Below are 20,999 nucleotides of genomic sequence, written 5' to 3'. Positions count from 1 at the left end.
GTCAGCAGCCTTCTCATTTATCTATTTAATTTCGCCATCTTTGTCTGATTTTGATTCATCGCAGGGATCAGCGCTTTGCGCTGTGTGGTTATCGATGATGTCATGATAATCCATATCAACATCGGCCCATTCTCGTTTTAGTTCGCTTTCAGGTACGGCTTCGTCTGTTTCTTCAGCGCGAGGGTCAAGATTGTAAGCTTCTGGTGTGGTCATGCCAGCAACGGCTTGGAACTCTTCGTTGTTTTGTGCCATGGCGGGTAGTACATGGGATTTACGACGAGCAATCAAAATAACGCAAAAGAGTGTAAAGCTGCCGCCCATAAATACAAACAAATATTGATGACCAAAAATGCTCATAAAAGCAGACGCAATAGGGGCACCGATGGCTGAACTCATGCCATAGGTAATAAGCATGGCGCTGCCAATATCAACAAAGTCAGAGCTATCTGCATTGTCGTTGGCATGGGCTAAACAGATTGCGTACATGGTCATGCTGAAGGCGCCCCACATAAATGCCAGTGCAGTTGAGGTGGTGCCAGCATAGGCATCTTGAAACGATGCAATGAAGGTAATAAAGGAAATAATCGCTCCGGCCAATGCGATGAAAATTAAAATTAAGCGTCGGTCAAATTTGTCGGAAAATCGGCCCAGTGGAATTTGGAACAATGCACCACCAAATACCACGGCCGACATGAAATTCGCTAACTGAAATGTAGTGAAGCCGCTGTCATTTGCATAAATGGGGGCCAATGCCCAAAACGAACCAGTGATGAGGCCCGTGAAAATGGAGCCGATTATGCCAATGTGAGAGTGCCTCCAAACTTTGGCGAAATCGACGCTCACTTTTTTAATGGGGGTTGGTGCCAGTGATAGCGTCAAAGATACAGGAATCACTGAGAGCGATAGGAAAATCCCCGCCAAAGCAAACAGCAGTAATGTGTCTACATTGCCTAAATTTAATAGTTGTTGGGCAAGGGTAATCATGACTAAGTTCATCATGGCGTAAAATGAGAGGATCGCCCCACGATTTTTTGAAGCGGCGCGTTCGTTTAGCCAGCTTTCAATGATCATATAAATACCTGCGACCATGGCTCCGATCATAAAGCGAAGGAGCATCCATCCAATAAAGCTTTGACTCCAAGCAAAAAGTAAAATAAATACGGTATAACCTGAAGCAAGCACGGCAAAAGTACGAATATGACCGACTCGTTTTAATACAAAAGGCGTCATTAGGCAGCCAGCAACAAACCCGACAAAATAACTTGAGCCAGTTAAACCCACTTGAAAATCAGAAAACCCTAATTGATTTGCATAAATCGGTAATAACGTTAGCAGTAAACCGTGACCCAGCAGGACAAAGGCGTCAGAAATTAGCAGTGCTGCAAGCGGGGTAAGAGAACGAATCATGAAGTACCAGGCAGTCTTAAGAAATGAATCACGTGGGCTTAGTATAAGGCAGACACAGCAGAGATCCAGAAAATTGAGCAATTGAATGACGGGTTTTTATACACAATAGTGGCGTTATATATAAATGAGTGAGATCAACGTAAACTTTACCTCAATTTTCAGAGGTCTAGTCAATAATATGATTGAGGGCAGTCAGGGTTTTACATTCGGCAGAGAGGTCGCCTGCCTGTGAGTATATAAAAAACCTTCAGTCAGTTGCTAATTTTTTGTATTAGGGGGCTTACCGATTTATTGATGATATTAATTTCATCATCACAAGGTGTCGCACTGGCCATTATCATTCACGAGGTGTTAAGTTTGAGTATAAAAGTGTTTATCCACGAATTTTGGCTGTTTGGGTTAAAGCAAGCATATGCCAGTATATTTGGTGGTTTTTTATTAGCTGTAATGATTATTACGAGCGTTTGGTATCCTTTAGAAAGTATCCATCGTTATGACTTTATCTTTTTATCGGCGATTGCGTTTCAAGTATTTTTGTTGGTTTTTAAACTTGAAACAATAAGAGAGTCATTTGTGATTATCGTGTTTCATATCGTGGCAACGATAATGGAGCTCTTTAAAACATCAGATTCCATTGGTTCATGGCTTTACCCAGAGGAATATTTCTTTGGTATTGGCAATGTGCCGCTCTTCACTGGTTTTATGTATAGCGCAGTGGGCAGTTATATTGCGCGTACTTGGCGAATATTTGAGTTTGAATATTCATATTATCCACCAAAGATAGCCAGTATTATTTTGGTCAGCTTAATATATATAAACTTTTTTACGCATCATTATATTTGGGACTTTAGATGGATTCTGTTGGGTTTCACTGTGTTATTGTTCTACCGAACCACTGTTTATTATAAAATTATACAGACACACCGTAGGATGCCTATTTTACTTGGCTGGTTTCTTGTTGCCTTGTTTATTTGGTTTGCTGAAAATATTGCAACGTATACCAATATTTGGATTTACCCTAATCAAGCGACTCAGTGGCATATGGTTCCAATAGAAAAGCTGAGTTCATGGTTTTTGCTTATGCTGTTAAGTTTCGTATTGGTGTCATTAATAAATAATGTTGTGCCTCCTAACGCTAATAAAAATGTGAATTGATATTATGTTAAATGGTTGTCATGACATGGTGATAAAAAGGATGCGTTTATGAATTTTAATTTCTTGATCATAGCGGGCTCGCTTAATTTTTTAGCAGCGGCTTTGCATGTTGGTGTGGTTATTGGCGGCCCAAGTTGGTATCGATTTTTTGGTGCAGGGGAGTCAATGGCTACAATGGCAGAAAGTGGCTCAATGAAACCAACCGTTATAACGCTTGGTATTACGGTTGTGTTAGCGGTTTGGGGGTGTTATGCATGGTCGAGTGCAGGGTTATTACCGCGAATGCCTTTCGTCTCGTTTGTGTTACCTGCGGTTACGGCTATTTATTTATGCCGAGGCATAGGAGGCATAATTGCTCCATTTATAACAAATCACCCTCAAGTAAAACAAAATAGCACAACTTTTTGGATTTGGAGCTCTATTATTTGTTTGGTGATTGGTTTTGTTCATTTAATGGGGCTTATTGTTTGATGGGCTGCGTCATAAAATTTATGTTTGTTCGTTATATTTAAATTTTAGCGTAACCTTTAAACATCGATGCAATAAATTGGGTTGGATATAATTAATGGCTAGCCCAATAAATAGAAGTATTTTGATCTGAATGATTATAATTAATATAGTTCATAACGGATCCCCTCAAGCTGACAAACCATATTTTGATCAGCTTGAGGTCAATTAAGTGACGATCAATATTGATTATTCATCCGCTGTATAACTTTCATATAGCTCTGTAAATAATGTAGTTGCGGCACCATGGCCTAAAGAATTAGACGCATCATCTAACTCACCTTCAATTAATACGGGTCTAGGATTTTGGCCTGTATATTTAAGAGCACTTTCTATGTTTTCAACTGGGCTATGAAAACCAATTGCTACCAACATCGCAGTTGTTGCAGCTAACCGGGCGCCTTTACTATCACCAACTGACTCATCATGAAATGATACTACTTGAGTGAATCCTGACGCTTGTGCTGCCTCAGTGGCTTCATGCGCACCTGTATACGGGTGCGCATCTCCTAGTAATGCATCCCAAACCATAAGAACTTCTGATGGTGACCCCGACATATGGCCAGCTAAGGGTTCCGTCGTATTGGTGACTTTTTCGGTAGAAATACTGGCTTCTTGCCAGCTGACCACAGGGATAGCATCGTCTTCACTCACTCCTAGGGTTTCATCTGCTAAAGCCCCTAAACCATGTAAGCCTTGTCTGCCAACTAAATCACCAGATGTTCTTACACGCTCATTACTTTTATTTGGACCAACAACCTTTGAATCGCCGAGTGCCTTCATTTTATCTACATTTTCAGTGGATAAACCTGAGATATTATTTTGTAAAATACTCCTTAATTCATCTGCACTGCTTTCTGATCTACCTTCTACGCCAGTGGTTGCACCTGTATCTGCAAGCAAGGCGCCAATATCACCCATCAATGCAACAAGTGATATACGATCGGTTGCGGTATCCGTACCCGCTACAAGTCTATCTAATGTATTACCTAAATCTTGAATGGTTTTTCCACTCATCAACCCTTGGTTTCCTAATATTCTTGTACCTAATGTTTGTTGTAACGTTGTATCTAAGCCCGCATATAATGTTTGAAGTACTACGGCCGCTGACGATAGCTCATGTTTAAGAGTATCAGACGGGTTGTAAAACATGCCTCGAGCTGCGGTTGTTGCCTCAAGTGTTAATGCTCTAGTCTCTGTGTTTATCCCTGACTTTGAAGACGGTGAGACAAAGCTTAATGACCGATGTTCAGGTGTCGAGCCGTTTGCTAAATTGGGTTGTGGATTTGAAGCTCTTAAATTAGCTTGGTTATTTCCCCCTTGAATGGGTGGTTGAATTTGAGCAGTAGAGCCACCTGTAACAGAGCCTGGACCTGGCATATTGAATTCCTCATAATATTTGTTTTTTTAGTACTATTATTGTCTACACGCGCAAAAAAGATTGCATGGTAGGCGCTTTATTTTGATCAGTATCACAAGCTGAGTCTGTCAGGGACTCCAGTTCATTTAACGTATCAACATAATTGATGATAATATTTTCAAAAAGTGTTTTATCTAATCGTGAAATTTCTTCTCGATAATTCAATACAAGGCAATTATTGGCTTTATCAATTGCGAGCGTGGCGCCTTTCGTATTTTCGAGAAATAAATTATGTTCAAGAGCTCGTTGTAATAAAACATTTGATGATGAATGGAGCTGGCATAGGACACCATATAGGTATACAAATGGATCATTCTCATAAGATGAAATACGAACTTCAGTACCACAGTCATGTTGAATAAAATAATGGCCATTTTCATTAAAATGTATGCCATTTGTGGTTTGTAATATATTCTCAAGCCATAGTTTTACAGTTTGTTTTTTGTTCGACAAGTTAAGGTCCTTATGATGGATATTTACCATGTAAAATACTGATAAAAGTAAATTTCATATTTATAGAAGAGACTGATTTTCATAAGTGATTATTGGGTCTGGTCTTTAAAATATGATTAGTTACTTTATTTTGTAATTAGATCGCATTAACCATAGGTGACACGGATACAAATAAAGTTTCATAAATAAATATAATTAATGTGTAATCTAGTTTTGAGTGTATTTATGGCCTAAGACAAGTGATATTGTCGATTTGCAGCTGCTTTAAGGTGAGGCTGACTTCGGTTTAACTATATTTTATTATTGTATAAGTGCTTTAGTGGTTGGCGGTTGTGTATCGATAAATATATAAAAGTTGCGATTGTTAATATCATTAACGACATATAGCAGGCTTTTATTACGAGTAAGTTGGGGTGGTAAAATGGAACGCGTTCTTATAAGTGCTTGCCTATTGGGCAATAAAGTCCGTTATGACGGCAATGCATTATCCGTTTCTATCAATATTTTTGATGAGTGGATCGCGGAAGGCCGAGTAGTATCAGTGTGCCCTGAAGTTGATGCTGGTATGAGTATACCCAGAGCATCAGCAGAAATATTAAAAGGGGATGGTCATGCGGTTTGGAAAAGTACCGCTTCAGTTGTAGAGAGTACAGGCACAGATGTAACTGAATATTTTAAAAAAGGAGCTGAAATAGCCTTAGCATTATGTCAAAAACATAACATCAAAGTGGCAGTGTTGACTGATAATAGTCCATCTTGTGGCAGTACAGCCATATATGATGGTAGCTTCACAAACAAAAAACTGGATGGAGTTGGAGTGACCGCTGCATTGCTGAAAAAACATGGTATTTTGGTTTTCAATCAGCACAATGTTGTCAGTGCGAATGCTGCGTTACACGGAGAATTACTTTAATGCTTATGTGTTAGTTGTTGAGAGAATATGAATATAAAACAGTTTTCAGAAGCCGTAGATATATCTGCACACACTATCCGTTATTACGAAAAAATCGGGTTGTTAAAAAATATACGCCGGAATTCGAGTGGTCATCGAAGCTTTACACATAAAGACATTGAATGGATTCACTTTGTTAAGCGGCTTAAAGACACAGCAATGCCGCTTGAAATCATTCATGAATATGCTGACTTTAGAGCTCAGGGTGATACGACTAATGAACACCGAATGAAAATACTAGAAAGCCACGCAAAGTGCTTAAAAGATAAAATAGAACAGGAGTCAGGCCACCTTAAACGTTTAGAAGAGAAAATTGAATACTATAGACGTGTTTTGCAGGAAAATAGTTGCTTGACTTAGAGTGAACTCTAAGTAGTAAGGTTGCTGTGCGAAATAAAATTATCGACACAGGAGTCTTTATGAACAACCAACGCTTTGAATTAGGTATGAATAAACTGAATGAAATTGACGGCGAAGCTGGTCAAAAAGTCATTGAAAGTTTAGAGACGATTTCACCTGATTTAGCAAAAATGATCATCGAATTTGGGTTTGGGGAAATATATCAACGTCCAGGACTTGATTTAAAAAGCAGGGAGTTAGCAACGGTAGCGGCCTTAACGGCATTAGGCAGCTGTCAGCCACAACTCAATGTGCATATTAATGGGGCTTTGAACGTTGGTTGCCAACCGCAAGAAATCACTGAAACCATCATACAGATCGCTCTTTATGCCGGTTTCCCTGCTTGTATAAATGCTATGTTTGTTGCAAAAGAGGTGTTTATTGCACGCGGTGTGATTAACGGCTAATAAACAAGCATTGCTAAGCGAGTGTGAATCTAGAGTGTATGACACAAAAGAGTATTTTCATTGATTTCCTTCTTTTTAGTTATGGTATTTGGCCTCTTATTAGCGGCCAAATATGCTAATCTTCTAGTTTATAGTGTGACGTAATCCAACCTTATATAGACACTCTTTGGGCCAGAATACATGACCAATACGATTGATTACCAAAAAATTTTTCTTGAAATAGCATCTGAGTTTGATGATGCCGATGATTTTGGTGCCGTGGCGGCGTACATCCCTGAGCTAGGTAAAGTGGATCCTTCAAAATTGGGTATTCACCTTACAACCGTTGGTCAGCAAGAATATACATTTGGTGATGCGGATGAGAAATTTTCAATTCAAAGTATCGCAAAAGTATTATCGCTGACATTAGCTTTAAAAATTATGGGTAAAGACCTATGGGAGCGCGTAGGCGTTGAACCATCAGGCTCTGCTTTTAATTCCTTAGTACAGCTTGAGTATGAAAAAGGGATTCCGCGTAATCCGTTCATTAATGCAGGCGCTATTGTTATTTGTGATATTTTGGTAACGTGTTTAAAAAACCCAAAGCGAGAACTGCTTGAATTTATTCGTACTACATCGGGTATCAATAGCATCGATTACTCGCTAAAAATAGCGGATTCAGAGAAAAAAACAGGTTATCGGAACTATGCCCTTGGTAACTTTATGAAAAGTTTTGGTAATATTCATAACGATGTAGACGTGGTTTTGGATTTATATTTTCATTTGTGTTCTATCGAAATGACGTGTAAAGAACTGACACAAACGTTTCTTTTTCTTGCATCAGGTGGTGTAAACCCTATAACGAATGACGTTATTATTAGTCAAGAGCGGTCGAAAAGAATAAATTCAGTCATGCAGATGTGCGGTTTTTATGACGAAGCAGGTGAGTTTGCATTTAAAACCGGTTTACCGGGAAAAAGTGGCGTAGGTGGTGGTATTGTTGCCATTCATCCAGGGCAATTTTGTATTGCAGTTTGGAGCCCTAAGCTTAATGCCAACGGTAATTCTTATAAGGGCATGAGGGTACTTGAAGCGGTTACTACTAAAACGCAATCGTCTATTTTTTAATGCTGACTGGTTAAATAAAAGCACTTATAAAAGTACTAAAGATAAAGGGCATAATAATACTTAAGGAGAGCCTTTTGTGAATATCCAGCGATATCATCATATGCCCACCGAACAAATGATGGCCTTGCTTTTAACAGCAGACCCAGATAAATCGGAAGTATTGTCATACTTACGTCACTCAATTATCTTAGTGTGTAGTGATGACCAATTGTGCATTGGCATTGCAGTACTGAGTACATTGAAAAATACATTTGAGCTTAAAAATATTGTCGTTGCTGATCACCATCAAGGAAAGGGTATTGCTAAGCAAATAATTGCGGATGTAAAACGAATTGCAAAAGAACTTGGGGCTAAGCGTATAGAGGTTGGGACGGGTAATTCAAGTCTGTCGCAATTAGCGCTTTATCAAAAATGCGGCTTTAGAATGGATCATATTGAACCTGATTTTTTTAAGCCATACCCAGAACCTATTTATGAAAATGGAATACGTTGCCTTGATAAGGTCTGGTTATCGGCCGAGCTTTAATAACATTCGATTAACAATGATGATGTTTAAATGTGAGTAAACAATACATCTGTTTAATAACGAGTCAATAATAAAGGACGATTATGCGAATTTTAACGAACATATGTTCAGATGACTTACAAAAAAGCAAAGCATTTTATGTTGAACTGCTTGGATTCACCGTTAAATATGATAGTGATTGGTATGTACAGTTATGTTCACCTGAAGACTCCGAAATTGAATATGGCATTATTCAACGTGATCATGAACTTGTGCCTAAAGAATACCAAACTTCACCAACGGGTATGTATGTTACGTTTGTTGTTGATAATGTTGATACCATTTATGAAAAAGCACTCAAAATGGGATTAACCATCATACAAGCCCCTAAAAATGAATTTTATGGTCAGCGCCGTTTTTTAGCCAAAGACCCTAATGGTTGCCTCGTAGACATCTGTTCCCCGTGGGAGGCTTAAGTCATTTCTATGGGTGACACTGTCTTAATACAACATAAAAATTGGACTGCGCTTTTACGTCTTGTTAATTGTAAAATAATAGCTATTTTATTATTTCTAGCGTGTTTATTACTAACGGCTAGTACCACGGGTGATGAATTATCACAGGTGATTCGTGGTACAAGCAGTGATGATGAATTATATGGTACATCATTAGGCGATGAGATTTATGGCGGAAAAGGGGACGATACTATATACGGCGGTGCTGGTGCTGATATCTTATATGGCGGTTTAGGTGCGGATCAATTTATGATTGATGCTGCTGATTTAAACACAGTGGATACCATAAAGGATTTTAATCCCGATGAAGGCGATAGCATTGTTTTGAATTTTCGTAGCGCTTCTATTAAAGACATGCGGATTCCTAAAGAATTAGGCCCCGAGAGCGTCAAATTGGATAAAAACGGAAAGCTAAAAATACTCATGAGTAGCCAACAATGGCTAACGCTTATTCATCTGCAAGATGCCAACCTGTATTTTGAAGTTGAGAATGAGTCAAATTTCATTCGCTTTGTGTTAAAAAAAGATTTTTAAGCTACCAGCCTTCAATGCTTATATGAACCATCATAACCTTTTATTTTGAAGATTCCATTCTCTCAATTTCTTCACGAATTGCTTCAGCCTCACTTGTAATCAACGAGTAGGCTTTAATATCACCGTTTCTTTGTGCATTCATGGCTTGTTCTAGCTTTGTCATATAGGCTTTTTTTAGCTTTTTAACGGGATCTTGCTTGAATAATGAAAACATTTGATGGCCTTTAATGATGAGTTTTATGCTTTTACGTCGCTATTTACGTTTTAGATTCACGACTGTTAGTCTTAATTGGCATATTAGCGATACTTACGGATGCTCTAAATGAACCAAATCTGCTAGATAGCCGTAATAACGGCAGACATGAAATCATCATAGCCCATGGTTTAAGAGATGTTTATGAATAAAGCCGTTTATTGGTTCACACAGGATCTGCGCTTAAGCGATAACAAATTGCTCAATGCGCTATTGGGCTCAAGCAAACACATGGCATTTGTTTATGTGATCGACCCAACTTGGTTTGAGCCGCGTAACTATCAGCATAAGTCCATTGGTCTACAGCGTTGGTTATTTTTATGTCAATCTCTAAGGGATCTTAATCAACAGCTTATCAATAAGGGTCATCACTTATGGCTACTTGAAGGTGACCCCAGTGAACAAATACAGAATGTCATTCAACGCAATAATATTGACTGCCTAGGTGTCGCAAACCAAGTGGGCTGGTATGAGCAACAAGCGGTACGCAAAATTCGTCATGGCTGTCCTAGTCTTGATGTGCAATCACAATGGCACACTACGCTGTTTAATGAAGATTCGATGATGGATGATATGCCCATGTCATCGTTTTCTCGGTTTAGGCAGTATGTTGAAACAACACGATATACCCGTTGTTGAAACAATAAAATGTGGACCAATATCATGGCCAGCAATAATAACAGATAGTTTAGTTGATCAGATCCCGCTGAATTTTGAACAAAGACTTAATCAATATACACAACGGTTTAAATTCAATAACAATAAAGAGGTGCAGGCTAATACCTTTTTCGGTGGTGAACATAACGCGATTAGGCATTTGCATGATTACTTTAGTACCGATGCGGCTATGCGCTATAAACAGACTCGTAATGCATTAGACGGTTGGGCATCATCTACAAAATTGAGTCCTTACTTAGCTTTGGGGAACCTCTGCCCACGGAAAATTTGGCAGTATTTAAAGCGCTACGAAGCACAAAACGGTAAAAACGAATCAACCTATTGGATTGGGTTTGAATTATTGTGGCGCGAGTATTTTCAATGGTTATTGCTGCAAAAAAGTCGTCAGTTTTTTATGTTTCAAGGGCATGCTAACGAAAAACCATTAACCAGTTATTACAGCGAACGATTTACTAAATGGTGCCAAGGTAGTACGCCTTATCCGTTGGTGAATGCTTGTATGCGTCAATTAAATGCAACGGGGTATATATCAAATCGTGGCAGACAAATTGTAGCCAGTTGTTTGGTTAATGAACTATCCGTTGATTGGCGTTTTGGCGCGGCCTATTTTCAGCAACAACTCATTGATTATGACGTGGCATCAAACTGGGGGAATTGGCAATACATTGCGGGCGTGGGTGTTGACCCAAGAGGTGGTCGCCATTTTAATTTAAATAAACAAACTCAAATGTATGACCCTAATGGTGACTTTGTAAAAAAATGGGGCGGACAAAATACCGTGCCGATTGATTCTGTAGACGCAGCCGATTGGCCTATATTATGAAAAACAAAGCTAACTTGCCCTCAAAAATTTGTGTGGTCTGTGAACGCCCTTTTAATTGGCGTAAAAAATGGGCTCGTGACTGGCAACAAGTAAAATATTGCTCAAAACGATGTGCAGGGCAAAGGGCTATTATTCGACCACATCAACATCACAGCGACCCTATCAATCTATGAAATCATCCTATCAAACGCTTCGATTAATCTTGGGTGACCAACTTAATGCTCAGCATTCTTGGTTTCAATCAAAAGAGGGAGATGTACTTTATGTCATAGCCGAGTTACATCAAGAAGCCCGCTATGTACCGCACCATATACAAAAAATCAGTGCGTTTTTTTGTGCAATGGGTCAGTTTGCAAACGCACTGCGTCAGGCGGGTCATAATGTTGAGTATTTAGATTTGGATCAAACTCAGCCATACGCCTCTTTACCAGACTTAATTGAGTCTATGGTCATTCAATATGGGATTACACAATTTGAATACCAATTACCGGATGAATACCGGTTACGAGAGCAATTGGCATCCTTCTGCTCACAGCAGTCAATAGAATGCACAGTTTATGAAACCGAACACTTTTATTTAAACGAACAAACATGCCAAGGGGACTTTACCCGCGGCAAACGCCATAGAATGGAAGCGTTTTATCGTAAGATGCGTAAGCGCTTTAATATTTTGATGGATGGAGATCAGCCTGTAGGAGGGCAATGGAACTTTGATGCTGACAACCGTAATAAACTAAAACCCAATGATTTTGCAAGTGTGCCTAAGCCTCTGATGTTTGCAAATGATGTCAGTGATATTGTTGCTCGTATTAAGCGCCACGGCATTAAAACCATCGGTGTTGAGACATCTGATTTGTTATGGCCAGTGAATCGTCAGCAATCTATCGAATTACTCGCATTTTTTTGCAAAGAATGTTTGCCACGTTTTGGTCAGTTTCAAGATGCAATGACCGGGTTGCTGGATCAAAACCAAGGCAAAGAGGGCGAACAAAAACAGTGGAGCTTATTCCATTCTCGATTGTCATTTGCATTAAACAGTAAAATGATTACCCCTATGTACGTCATACAATATGCAATTTCTCATTATGAGAAAAATAAACAAATCATTACGCTTGCTCAAATCGAAGGCTTTGTACGTCAAATACTCGGTTGGCGTGAATTTGTGCGTGGTGTGTATTGGGCCAATATGCCTGAATACGCGTCGCTTAATGCGTTATCAGCTGAACGCAACTTACCAATCTGGTTTTGGAATGGTAAAACTCATATGAACTGCCTTAAACATGCAATTACGCAATCATTAGAATTTGCTTATGCGCATCATATTCAGCGTTTAATGATCACGGGTAACTTTTGTTTGTTAGCGGGCATTGAACCAAATCAAGTCGATGAGTGGTATTTAGGTATTTATATTGATGCGATCGAATGGGTTGAAATGCCGAATACTCGAGGCATGAGCCAGTTTGCAGATGGCGGTATTGTGGGCTCTAAAGCCTATGCAGCAAGTGGTAATTATGTAAAAAAAATGAGCGATTATTGTGGCGATTGCCGATATAACGTTACGCAAGTCACCGGTGCATCAGCCTGCCCATTAAATTCAATGTACTGGCGATTCATGCAGGCCCATCACGATGATTTTGCTTCAAACCCAAGAAACAAAATGGTGTATGCCAATTGGTTGAAAAAAGACGCTTCACAACGTGATGCTATTTTAGATCATGCCAATACATGTCTTAGCAATCTCGAAAACCTCTGATAAAAGCAATTCTGCTCTAAGAGTTAATTATTCGATGATCACACGTAGACGGCTAATAATGGCGCTACTTTAGGCCATAAGAGCGATCAACTTTATTCGATTTATCATTTTAAGTGGCGGGATTTTTTCTAATTGTACCTGTATTATGGATTCTTTATATGCGGTGTTATTTGACTGCCTTATTATGCGGGATTTTTAGGATTTAAATGAACTCTCACTCTAAAACAACAATATTGCTTTGTGCTTTCAGTTTATCTTTGTGCAAAACGGTCTTTGCTGATCAAAGTACATCTCCACTTACAGTGCTTCCCAGTGTGACAGATTACACGAATGGTGATGGCTGGTCTGGCGGGGTTGGTTTTCAAATTAGAAACGGCTGCGGTCTATCGTGGTGCTAAGCATTATCAGATGTCTTTGAAACCAGAAGGCGCTGTACAGTGGCGAAAAGGGGATCATGTTCTTTTCTGGGAAGGGTTTGATATTAACTATACCGAGCTTGGTTTACGTAGCCTTATTCAAACGAAGTGGCTGATGGAGGTAGGTGCACGTCATGAAATCGTGATTCCCTCTAGCCGAAGTGAACAGGCGGATATTATTAATTTGCCGCATCGAGGCTCGCATATATTGGGCTTTGTTGATACTAAACATGGGATAGATGATCGCTGGGGAAACTGGGTGTCGGCTCGATTGTTAATGGGATCAAATCTATACGGTTGGCAAGCTAAAGTATCAGTTGGGCACGCTTTCTCTGGTCATACGGATAACACAGGCACCGATATCGTGATGTTCTCGACGTTCGCAGACAAAAATAATATCAATAATTATTTTGGCGTCTCAACGTCAGACGGCGTTGCCTCTGGATTAACCCCTATTGATTTAGACGGTGGCTACCGTTCGTCTGGGCTCACAATCACGTATCGTGACAATATGAGCGCGCGTATACAAGTAACCGCAAAGGCGGGTATCGAATATTATAGTGATGAGATTAGTAAGAGTGATCTTGTGGGTAGTGATACAGAAACCCATGCTGAATTATCCGTTATTTGGGTTTTTCAGTAAGTGCATTACGCTATTTGAATTGAAGTGTTTAAATTAATAATTCCCCCTCTACTGACACTCGTTGTCAGTGGTGTTTTATATACTGTTTCTACTGAATAACTCAGTACACAACAGGGAACAAAACAATGGCAATTTTAGAATTAGTAACGTTTAAGTTGGCACAGGGTATTACCGAGCAAGATTTTTTAGTTGAAAATGAGCACTTAAACACTTGGGTGAAAACACAACCGGGTTTTGAGTATCGCGCACTAGCAAAAGCAGAAGATGGCAGTTGGACCGATACCGTGTTCTGGCAAGATATGGCATCGGCCAAGGCGGCTCAAGAAAATTTTGGTCAAATAAAAAGTTTAGAAGGCATGCTGAAGATGCTCGACATGGAAAGCGTTAAAGTGGACCATCAGCAAATACATACGATGCAAGCACCCGCTTAGTCAGCGCTGAATGTTACGGAGGCGTAAATTATGCGTAAGTCAGAACGCCTATTTCAATTGGTTAACTTACTGCGTGGCCGCCGTACCGCCATCACCGCTGAACAATTAAGTGATGTAATGGAGGTCTCGGTAAGAACCATTTACCGAGACATTCAAGCATTGACCTCATCGGGTGTACCAGTCGATGGGGAAGCCGGTATCGGTTATATGCTAAAGCCGGGTTACCAGCTACCGCCATTGATGTTCAACTTCGATGAAGTACAGGCCTTATTGTTAGGTGCGCGTATGGTAGAAGCCTGGACAGACCCCGAACTGGCAGCCGGTGCTCAGCGAGCGGTGCAAAAGATTCGAGCGGTATTGCCTGAACCGTTATTGATGGAAGCCGATCGTCAAACGTATCGTGTGCCAGCATTAACACCGCAACAGCAATTAGGTGATACCCATCGCGCCATCCGCCGTGCATGTGAGCAACAACAGATTATTGACCTGCAATACGAAGATGTAAAAGGCGTTCAAAGTCAGCGCCGAGTTTGGCCGCTGGGCATGTTCTTTTGGGGCGAACGTTGGACGTTAGTCGCATGGTGTGAAACACGCAGTGATTATCGTAACTTTCGATTTGACCGCGCCCTAAAGATTGAACCAACAGGTGAATTTTTCCCAGCCGATACTGAGCGCAGCTTGCAGCATTATATTGCGACCATGAAAGCTAGCCACTCTTAGAAACGCTATTGGTTTTTTCTGCTTAGTCTGTGGATTATATACAGCACATTTTATTCATTATATTTGCCTGCTTATCATTGAGGGATATGTTTAATTGAGATAAAGGATTAGACCTATGCAGTCTAATTCTTATTTTTTTATCCCATTAAATGAAAGTCGGTTGTTTTAGTTTACATATAGTGAAAAATCAGCCGATAAGGTTTAGAACATGTGGTGTATTGACGGATATTAACTATTGTTAGGTAAAGCCGCAGATGGAATTGTTACTGGCATGATGAAAAGGAATAATCGTGGAATTCATAGACAAACTACTTGATGGTAGTTTCATGCCTCATGGTCACTGCCTTCTTTGGCGTCCAGACCTTCTATTTTTACATGTGGGCGGTGATATCTTAACCGTGATTGCTTATGCATTGATCCCCCTAGCTTTGATTCATTTGGTGCTTAAACGAACAGACCTTGCATTCAATTGGATTTTTATTATGTTTGCCACGTTTATTTTTCTGTGTGGTATCACCCATTTCATATCGTTAATTAATATATGGCATGGTTATTACTTTATTGAAGGTATTGCGAAGTTCTCAACTGGGCTTATATCGGTAGCAACCGCTATCATGTGTTGGAAATTGATACCTAAAGCACTATCGATTCCCCAATAATGATCAATTTAGAACCAAACATGATCAATTACTTATCGCCCAGCAAGAGCTCATTAAATCCAATCAACTGTTAGAAGAGCGCGTGTTTCAGCGCACCAAAGACTTAGAACGTATTGCGCAAACAGATGCATTAACGGCCGTACTTAATCGAGGTGGTTTGGTTGATCGTTTAACGGCTGAGATAGATCGTACGACTCGGTATGAACACGGTTTAAGTCTTTTGATGATCGATCTTGATCACTTTAAAGCCGTTAATGATAATCACGGGCACCCAGCAGGTGATTCCGTATTGTCAGAAGTAGCGGCTATTTTAACGAAAGTGTGCCGCAGTAGTGATGGCATTGGTCGCTATGGTGGCGAAGAATTTTTAATTGTGTTGCCTGAGACAGCCCTTGTTGAGGCACGAGACTTGGCAGAACGGATTCGCTTAGCGATTATGCAGCATTCGTTTTGTGATTCATTGGTACTGAACTTATCTTTAACTTGTAGCATAGGCGTGGCTGAATTCGAAGCGGAGCAAACCCTTCAAGATTTACTTCAAGTGGTTGACGAAGTGCTTTACAGCGCTAAAAATTTAGGCCGTAACTGTGTGGTGGTTGCCAATGCTTAAACATAATCTGGGTGTGTTATTACAATAGCCCTGTTTGTTTTCATTAAAACCTGCCTTATTTAATTATCCTTTTTAGCCAGTTATATGAAATCAGGTTAGATATTTTTTTCAATATCTAACCTCTCTAATAAAAAGCGGCTTATTCAATTATTTGGCGGTTATATCATCCTCAACAAATACGCGAATTCTGTGATTATCTGGGTCCACGATAACAAATGTTATACCAAAAATAAGACGAGTAGGCGGTTGTATAAACTGAATACCTTGGCTGTGCCAATTATGATAAAGAGCCATTAATGTTTCTTGATTGTTCACGGCTATGGAAAGTTCTGCGCCACCACCTTTAATGTCAGAATAGGGCACTGTGTTATCTCGTTGCTTGAGCTCAAGCATCGTACTATGTTCTAAATTAAAAGATACAAAGCTAGGAGAGCGTTCAGACGCTTTACAGGTGAGTAAGTTTTCATAAAATCTTTGGCTTATTTGAATGTCTTCAACGTAAAGAATAATAGAGTCGATTGTTAGCATAAGTAATCATTATTTATAAAGAGTGAATACTTATCTTAATGTGTTGGACTGTCAGCATATGTCAGTAGTCTTAATTTAAATACCCGTTATTCGTTAATATGTTTGATATTGAGCAATTTTGATCAAGTATCTCGGCCTGATGCATTTTATTATGGTGGCACCAAGGGGAGTAATAAATATGAAAAATCGTCAAGACCGCTTCGTTGAGGTTGCCAAGTATATAGAATCTCACTTAGATGATGATTTGGATGTAGAGGCGCTTTGCCAGCTTGCTGCCATCTCTAAATATCATTTTCATAGACAGTGCTCGGCATTTTTTGGTGTGCCTGTGATTACATTTGTAAAAATGCTTAGGCTTAAAAGAGCGGCTTATCAATTGGCCTATAGAGATAGTAAAAAAATTATAGATATTGCATTAGGTAATGGTTATGACAGCCATGAGGCATTTTCTCGTTCATTTAAAAACGTCTTTCAACAAACACCCACGCAGTTTAGGTGTTTGCCAGACTGGACCGCTTGGAATATTCAATACGAACCCATACTCGAACTAAGAGCTAAAATAATGGATGTGAAAGCGAATTTTAAAGTCGAAATTATTGATTTTCCTAAGATATTAATTGCAACAATGGAGCACATAGGTGTGCCAAGATTATTAGGTCAAACGATTAAAAAATTTATCACTTGGCGTAAAGATAATGGATTATCACCCAATAAAAGCCGCACCTTTAATCTTGTGTACGATGACCCTAGCATAATCGCTGAACAAGATTATCGGTTTGATTTAGCATGTGAAGTAAAGCAAGCCGTTGATGAAAAATCAGGTGACATAATCAACAAAGTGATTCCGGCTGGTCAGTGTGCACGTATTCGATATACAGGCAGTGATGATGCCATTGGCCTAGCGGTTGATTATTTATATTCAAACTGGCTGGCTGATTCCGATTATGATGTAAGAGACTTCCCTGTTTACTTTGAACGTATTCGCTTTTTTCCTGAGGTCAGTGAGCATGACATGGTGACGGATATCTATTTACCTATTGTTTTAGAAAGCGTCGATAAAATTGGCTTGCCATAAAAAACACCGTTTGATGTAGCACCTGGCCCGATATCAATGACATGGCATACTCGGCATCAACGTGCCCCCAAATATTGTGGTTAAGAGAAAAAGTGCTCAGTGTGCGGTAAAACGGGTCATATTCTCGATTGCTCGCTAAACCTTTTTTGTTTTGAGTTAGGTTGTTACTCATCGGATGCGAATAAAAACTGAAGATAGTGACGCTAAAGCAGAGGGTGATATGACAGTTGTTAAGAGGGCGCGTATTTTTAATACATGATAAAAATACGCGCTTTTTCGCAGGTTATTTTGATGAAATATCGATTTACACCACTTTTAAGGCTAACTCAGGCGCACCGAGAACATGATTGTCAGCGACATAATATTCGTCACTGCTGGCACTGTTCCACCAGTTTTTCCAGGGCTCATTAATTGGCTGGCTATTGATAAGCGCATTCTCTTTTAGCACCGGCACAATGGCCCCCATCGACATACTTAAGGCATTTGGTGTGCGTCGTTTTAACATATTTGGCGTTAATGCTTTCGGGTCGTCTAATCCCATACTGCCGACTAATTCATAAAAGTTATGCAGTGTATTGTGTTGAAAGTTAGCGACTCGTTGGCTTTTCTTTTTAACATCCAGTGCGCGCCCGCGGGCACTGTCTTGTGTGGCGATTCCTGTTGGGCAGTGATTAGTATTACAACTGCGTGATTGAATGCAGCCAAGTGCCATCATCATAGTGCGCGCGGCGTTAACGGTATCGGCACCGGCGGCCAGTTTACTTAATAAGTCAAAACTGGATGCGGTTTTACCAGACGTTATCAATTTTATTTTATCACGCAGTCCACAGCCAATTAATGCACTGTTAATTAAGTATACGGCCTCGAGGCAGGTCATCCCTAAGCGGTTACTAAATTCAACTGGGGCGGCACCTGTGCCACCTTCGGCACCGTCAATGGTGATAAAGTCCGGCAGAATATTGGTCTCTAACATGGCCTTACAAATACTTAAAAATTCTGCAGGGTTGCCTACACATAGTTTAAACCCAATAGGTTTGCCTTCACTTAATGTGCGCAGCTGTGTAATAAAATTCAGGAGTGCTTTAGGTGAGCTGGCCATAGGGTGATTAGCGGGTGAGATACAATCTTTATCTTGTGGTACGCCTCGAATTGCGGCGATCTCATCATTGATTTTAGATTTTGGTAATACGCCACCGTGGCCGGGTTTAGCACCTTGGCTTAATTTAATTTCGATCATTTTTACATTAGAGAGTGTAGCGGTTTGCTTGAATTTAAGAGCATCAAACTCCCCCTCGTGTGTACGGCAACCAAATAAGCCAGAACCAATTTGCCAAACTAAATCACCACCGTGTTTTAAGTGGTAAGGGCTCACGCCACCTTCGCCGGTATTGTGATAAAACCCACCAATTTTGGCCCCAAGGTTTAACGCTGCGATGGCATTAGGGCTGAGTGAGCCATAGCTCATGGCGCTTATGTTTAGATACGCGGCGTCATAAGGTTGTGTACAATCATCGCCGCCAAAGGTAATGCGTTTGTTTTCGTCTTTTACGGTTTTAACATGCAAGCTTTGCCACAGACTTAGGTAGTTGTCTTCTAATAAATTGCGCTGTGTACCAAAGGCAATGGTATCGCGCTCGTTTTTCGCGCGCTGATATACTAATGAGCGTTGCTCGCGATTAAAGGGTAACTCTTCTGTGTTACTGGCAATAAAATACTGTTGAATTTCAGCACGAAATGATTCTAAAAAATAACGGATATAAGCCACAACCGGATACAAGCGGTTAAGTGTGTGTTTGCTTAAAAATACATCATGCACACCAACAACAGTGTACAGAGCCGTAAGTGCAAACAAGGTATATGAGGCCGTACTCGGGTCTAACCAGACCCAACAAGCGGTTAACGCATTACCCAGTGTGGCTATGAGCAATAATGTTTTTTGCATGATGGTCATAAACAAACTCTTTCTTTTAGTGACTTTACTTACTGCGCATTAATTTTTGTTGTCGATATTCTTTAGGAGTGTACCCGCTCCATTGTTTAAAGGCACGGGTAAAGGCGCGTGGCTCACTGAAATTTAATTGTTTTGAAATTTTAGCAATGCTAATCGCGCGGTTACCTAATAATTTATTGGCCAGCTCTTGGCGTAAGTTATCTTTAATCTGTTGGTAGTTACTGCCTTCGGCATTTAGTTTGCGCCTTAAGGTTTGTTCGCTCATCGACAACGACTTAGCCAATGCGTGGGAGGTTGGTAGATCTAATACGTCGTCTTCTTTAAATGGACGCGGATCTAATTGCTGTTTAATGAGTGCGGTTAAGCTTGTGTCTTCACCGGGAATCGTCAACATATCAATGGGCGCGCGGCGTAAAAATACCTGTAAGTCACCTTGTGACTTTATCAGTGGTTCTTGCAGGTATTTTTTATGAAAAACCAAACGATTGTATTTACTTTTTAAGTGGGTCGAACAGCGGAAGAGCAACTCAAATTCGTCACGATCCAGCGGCGTGTAATTAATATACGCGCCCAATAACTTAATAGGCTTGCCTATGTACCAACTGGCAAAGCGATGCCAGATAACATGCCAGTATTCTGCATAAAAATGCTCAAAATCCAGTTCGGGGCGACGAAATTCACTGGTGAAGTAAACGTGATCGTCTTCGATATCCAATGACATGTGTACTTCGTCGGTGATTTGATTATAAAAGCGAATGGCTTTTTGCAGTAACTCTTCAAGCGTTTGGCTGTGGCTGACCCATTCGGCCATTAGCTCAAACGTGCCCACTTTAATTGGCTTCTCGGTAAAGCCCATGAACTCATCATTTAGCTCTAAGGCAATACCGGCGTAAAGTTTGGCGACTAGGTCGACCCCAAAACGGGCCTTTGGGTCTTTAAGGGGCTTTTCAGGAATGCGGTATTTTTTAAGCAGGGCTTTGGTGTCGATGCCTTTGGCTTTGGCACCGCCGATTGCTGTGAGAATGTAGTGGGTGCCAATACTTGCCATATGTGCCTTTGCTCAGGTGTGTTGTGTGCGGGACTTAAGTTTTTTATTGT

26 protein-coding genes are annotated in these 20,999 nt (G+C 40.2%); 19 read left to right on the top strand and 7 right to left on the bottom strand.

The genetic code is table 11. From position 1 onward, the window contains the following. Positions 1–21 precede the first annotated feature (21 nt). Positions 22–1,407, bottom strand: coding sequence for an MFS transporter (locus ACU6U9_RS21200; protein ID WP_446736946.1), 1,386 nt, complete (start codon positions 1,405–1,407; stop codon positions 22–24). A 294-nt stretch (positions 1,408–1,701) separates the two neighbouring features. Here ACU6U9_RS21200 and ACU6U9_RS21195 point away from each other — a divergent pair, with 294 nt between their 5' ends. Together ACU6U9_RS21195 and ACU6U9_RS21190 are read left to right on the top strand one after the other, a co-directional pair. After that, positions 1,702–2,562 carry a DUF817 domain-containing protein gene (locus tag ACU6U9_RS21195; protein ID WP_446736945.1) on the top strand — a complete coding sequence of 287 codons (861 nt, stop codon included), beginning with the start codon at positions 1,702–1,704 and terminating at the stop codon, positions 2,560–2,562. Positions 2,563–2,610: 48 nt separating this feature from the next. Further along, positions 2,611–3,033 carry a hypothetical protein gene (locus ACU6U9_RS21190; RefSeq protein ID WP_446736944.1) on the top strand — a complete coding sequence of 141 codons (423 nt, stop codon included), beginning with the start codon at positions 2,611–2,613 and terminating at the stop codon, positions 3,031–3,033. A gap of 225 nt (positions 3,034–3,258) precedes the next feature. Here the strand turns inward: ACU6U9_RS21190 and ACU6U9_RS21185 are convergent, their stop codons facing one another. After that, positions 3,259–4,449: a hypothetical protein gene (locus ACU6U9_RS21185; RefSeq protein WP_446736943.1), complete on the bottom strand. Its 1,191-nt coding sequence runs from the start codon at positions 4,447–4,449 to the stop codon at positions 3,259–3,261. Positions 4,450–4,492: 43 nt separating this feature from the next. Further along, positions 4,493–4,942 carry a type III secretion system chaperone gene (locus ACU6U9_RS21180; protein ID WP_446736942.1) on the bottom strand — a complete coding sequence of 150 codons (450 nt, stop codon included), beginning with the start codon at positions 4,940–4,942 and terminating at the stop codon, positions 4,493–4,495. 421 nt (positions 4,943–5,363) lie between these two features. Between ACU6U9_RS21180 and ACU6U9_RS21175 the strand changes: the two genes are divergently transcribed. From ACU6U9_RS21175 to ACU6U9_RS21145, 7 genes are all read left to right on the top strand, one after another. Then, a complete protein-coding gene (locus ACU6U9_RS21175) occupies positions 5,364–5,855 on the top strand; it encodes a DUF523 domain-containing protein (RefSeq protein WP_446736941.1) in 492 nt (163 codons plus the stop codon). A 27-nt stretch (positions 5,856–5,882) separates the two neighbouring features. Further along, positions 5,883–6,254: a MerR family transcriptional regulator gene (locus tag ACU6U9_RS21170; protein WP_446736940.1), complete on the top strand. Its 372-nt coding sequence runs from the start codon at positions 5,883–5,885 to the stop codon at positions 6,252–6,254. 59 nt (positions 6,255–6,313) lie between these two features. Then, positions 6,314–6,700, top strand: coding sequence for a carboxymuconolactone decarboxylase family protein (locus tag ACU6U9_RS21165; RefSeq protein ID WP_446736939.1), 387 nt, complete (start codon positions 6,314–6,316; stop codon positions 6,698–6,700). 180 nt (positions 6,701–6,880) lie between these two features. Beyond that, positions 6,881–7,807 carry a glutaminase gene (locus tag ACU6U9_RS21160; protein ID WP_446736938.1) on the top strand — a complete coding sequence of 309 codons (927 nt, stop codon included), beginning with the start codon at positions 6,881–6,883 and terminating at the stop codon, positions 7,805–7,807. Between the two features lie 76 nt (positions 7,808–7,883). Beyond that, complete coding sequence (locus ACU6U9_RS21155) at positions 7,884–8,333, top strand: GNAT family N-acetyltransferase (protein WP_446736937.1); 450 nt, start codon at positions 7,884–7,886, stop codon at positions 8,331–8,333. A gap of 83 nt (positions 8,334–8,416) precedes the next feature. Continuing rightward, a complete protein-coding gene (locus ACU6U9_RS21150) occupies positions 8,417–8,788 on the top strand; it encodes a VOC family protein (RefSeq protein ID WP_446736936.1) in 372 nt (123 codons plus the stop codon). 9 nt (positions 8,789–8,797) lie between these two features. After that, complete coding sequence (locus ACU6U9_RS21145) at positions 8,798–9,361, top strand: hypothetical protein (RefSeq protein WP_446736935.1); 564 nt, start codon at positions 8,798–8,800, stop codon at positions 9,359–9,361. A 40-nt stretch (positions 9,362–9,401) separates the two neighbouring features. Here the strand turns inward: ACU6U9_RS21145 and ACU6U9_RS21140 are convergent, their stop codons facing one another. Continuing rightward, on the bottom strand, positions 9,402–9,575 hold the full coding sequence (locus ACU6U9_RS21140; protein WP_446736934.1) for a DUF6435 family protein: 174 nt from the start codon (positions 9,573–9,575) through the stop codon (positions 9,402–9,404). A 183-nt stretch (positions 9,576–9,758) separates the two neighbouring features. Here ACU6U9_RS21140 and ACU6U9_RS21135 point away from each other — a divergent pair, with 183 nt between their 5' ends. From ACU6U9_RS21135 to ACU6U9_RS21095, 9 genes are all read left to right on the top strand, one after another. Next, the gene (locus ACU6U9_RS21135) at positions 9,759–10,253 is read left to right on the top strand and encodes a deoxyribodipyrimidine photo-lyase (protein ID WP_446736933.1); all 495 of its coding nucleotides are present in this window, start codon (positions 9,759–9,761) and stop codon (positions 10,251–10,253) included. After that, positions 10,222–11,115 (top strand): DASH family cryptochrome, encoded by an 894-nt coding sequence (locus ACU6U9_RS21130; protein ID WP_446736932.1) that lies wholly within the window; start codon positions 10,222–10,224, stop codon positions 11,113–11,115. Before ACU6U9_RS21135 ends, ACU6U9_RS21130 begins: the two co-directional genes overlap by 32 nt. Further along, on the top strand, positions 11,112–11,288 hold the full coding sequence (locus tag ACU6U9_RS21125) for a DUF2256 domain-containing protein (protein WP_446736931.1): 177 nt from the start codon (positions 11,112–11,114) through the stop codon (positions 11,286–11,288). Before ACU6U9_RS21130 ends, ACU6U9_RS21125 begins: the two co-directional genes overlap by 4 nt. Continuing rightward, positions 11,285–12,868 (top strand): cryptochrome/photolyase family protein, encoded by a 1,584-nt coding sequence (locus tag ACU6U9_RS21120; protein WP_446736930.1) that lies wholly within the window; start codon positions 11,285–11,287, stop codon positions 12,866–12,868. The genes ACU6U9_RS21125 and ACU6U9_RS21120 overlap by 4 nt, the downstream gene beginning before the upstream one ends. A gap of 330 nt (positions 12,869–13,198) precedes the next feature. Further along, complete coding sequence (locus ACU6U9_RS21115; protein ID WP_446736929.1) at positions 13,199–13,927, top strand: MipA/OmpV family protein; 729 nt, start codon at positions 13,199–13,201, stop codon at positions 13,925–13,927. Positions 13,928–14,052: 125 nt separating this feature from the next. Further along, the gene (locus tag ACU6U9_RS21110) at positions 14,053–14,358 is read left to right on the top strand and encodes a hypothetical protein (RefSeq protein WP_446736928.1); all 306 of its coding nucleotides are present in this window, start codon (positions 14,053–14,055) and stop codon (positions 14,356–14,358) included. Positions 14,359–14,388: 30 nt separating this feature from the next. Further along, positions 14,389–15,078, top strand: a complete 690-nt coding sequence (locus ACU6U9_RS21105; RefSeq protein WP_446736927.1) for a helix-turn-helix transcriptional regulator — start codon at positions 14,389–14,391, stop codon at positions 15,076–15,078. Positions 15,079–15,368: 290 nt separating this feature from the next. Then, positions 15,369–15,737 carry a hypothetical protein gene (locus ACU6U9_RS21100; protein ID WP_446736926.1) on the top strand — a complete coding sequence of 123 codons (369 nt, stop codon included), beginning with the start codon at positions 15,369–15,371 and terminating at the stop codon, positions 15,735–15,737. Between the two features lie 82 nt (positions 15,738–15,819). Further along, positions 15,820–16,347, top strand: a complete 528-nt coding sequence (locus tag ACU6U9_RS21095) for a GGDEF domain-containing protein (protein WP_446736925.1) — start codon at positions 15,820–15,822, stop codon at positions 16,345–16,347. Between the two features lie 147 nt (positions 16,348–16,494). Here ACU6U9_RS21095 and ACU6U9_RS21090 read toward each other — a convergent pair whose 3' ends face one another. Beyond that, on the bottom strand, positions 16,495–16,875 hold the full coding sequence (locus ACU6U9_RS21090; RefSeq protein WP_446736924.1) for a VOC family protein: 381 nt from the start codon (positions 16,873–16,875) through the stop codon (positions 16,495–16,497). A gap of 178 nt (positions 16,876–17,053) precedes the next feature. Here ACU6U9_RS21090 and ACU6U9_RS21085 point away from each other — a divergent pair, with 178 nt between their 5' ends. Continuing rightward, entirely contained in the window at positions 17,054–17,950 is an 897-nt protein-coding gene (locus ACU6U9_RS21085) for an AraC family transcriptional regulator (protein ID WP_446736923.1), read from the top strand. Positions 17,951–18,254: 304 nt separating this feature from the next. Here ACU6U9_RS21085 and ACU6U9_RS21080 read toward each other — a convergent pair whose 3' ends face one another. Next, positions 18,255–19,901 carry an FMN-binding glutamate synthase family protein gene (locus ACU6U9_RS21080; protein ID WP_446736922.1) on the bottom strand — a complete coding sequence of 549 codons (1,647 nt, stop codon included), beginning with the start codon at positions 19,899–19,901 and terminating at the stop codon, positions 18,255–18,257. Positions 19,902–19,926: 25 nt separating this feature from the next. Continuing rightward, positions 19,927–20,949, bottom strand: a complete 1,023-nt coding sequence (locus ACU6U9_RS21075) for an AraC family transcriptional regulator ligand-binding domain-containing protein (protein ID WP_446736921.1) — start codon at positions 20,947–20,949, stop codon at positions 19,927–19,929. Between the last annotated feature and the right edge of the window lie 50 nt (positions 20,950–20,999).

The organism is Pseudomonas sp. HK3 (assembly GCF_052920985.1).
This window is presented reverse-complemented; position numbering and strand designations above follow the sequence as displayed.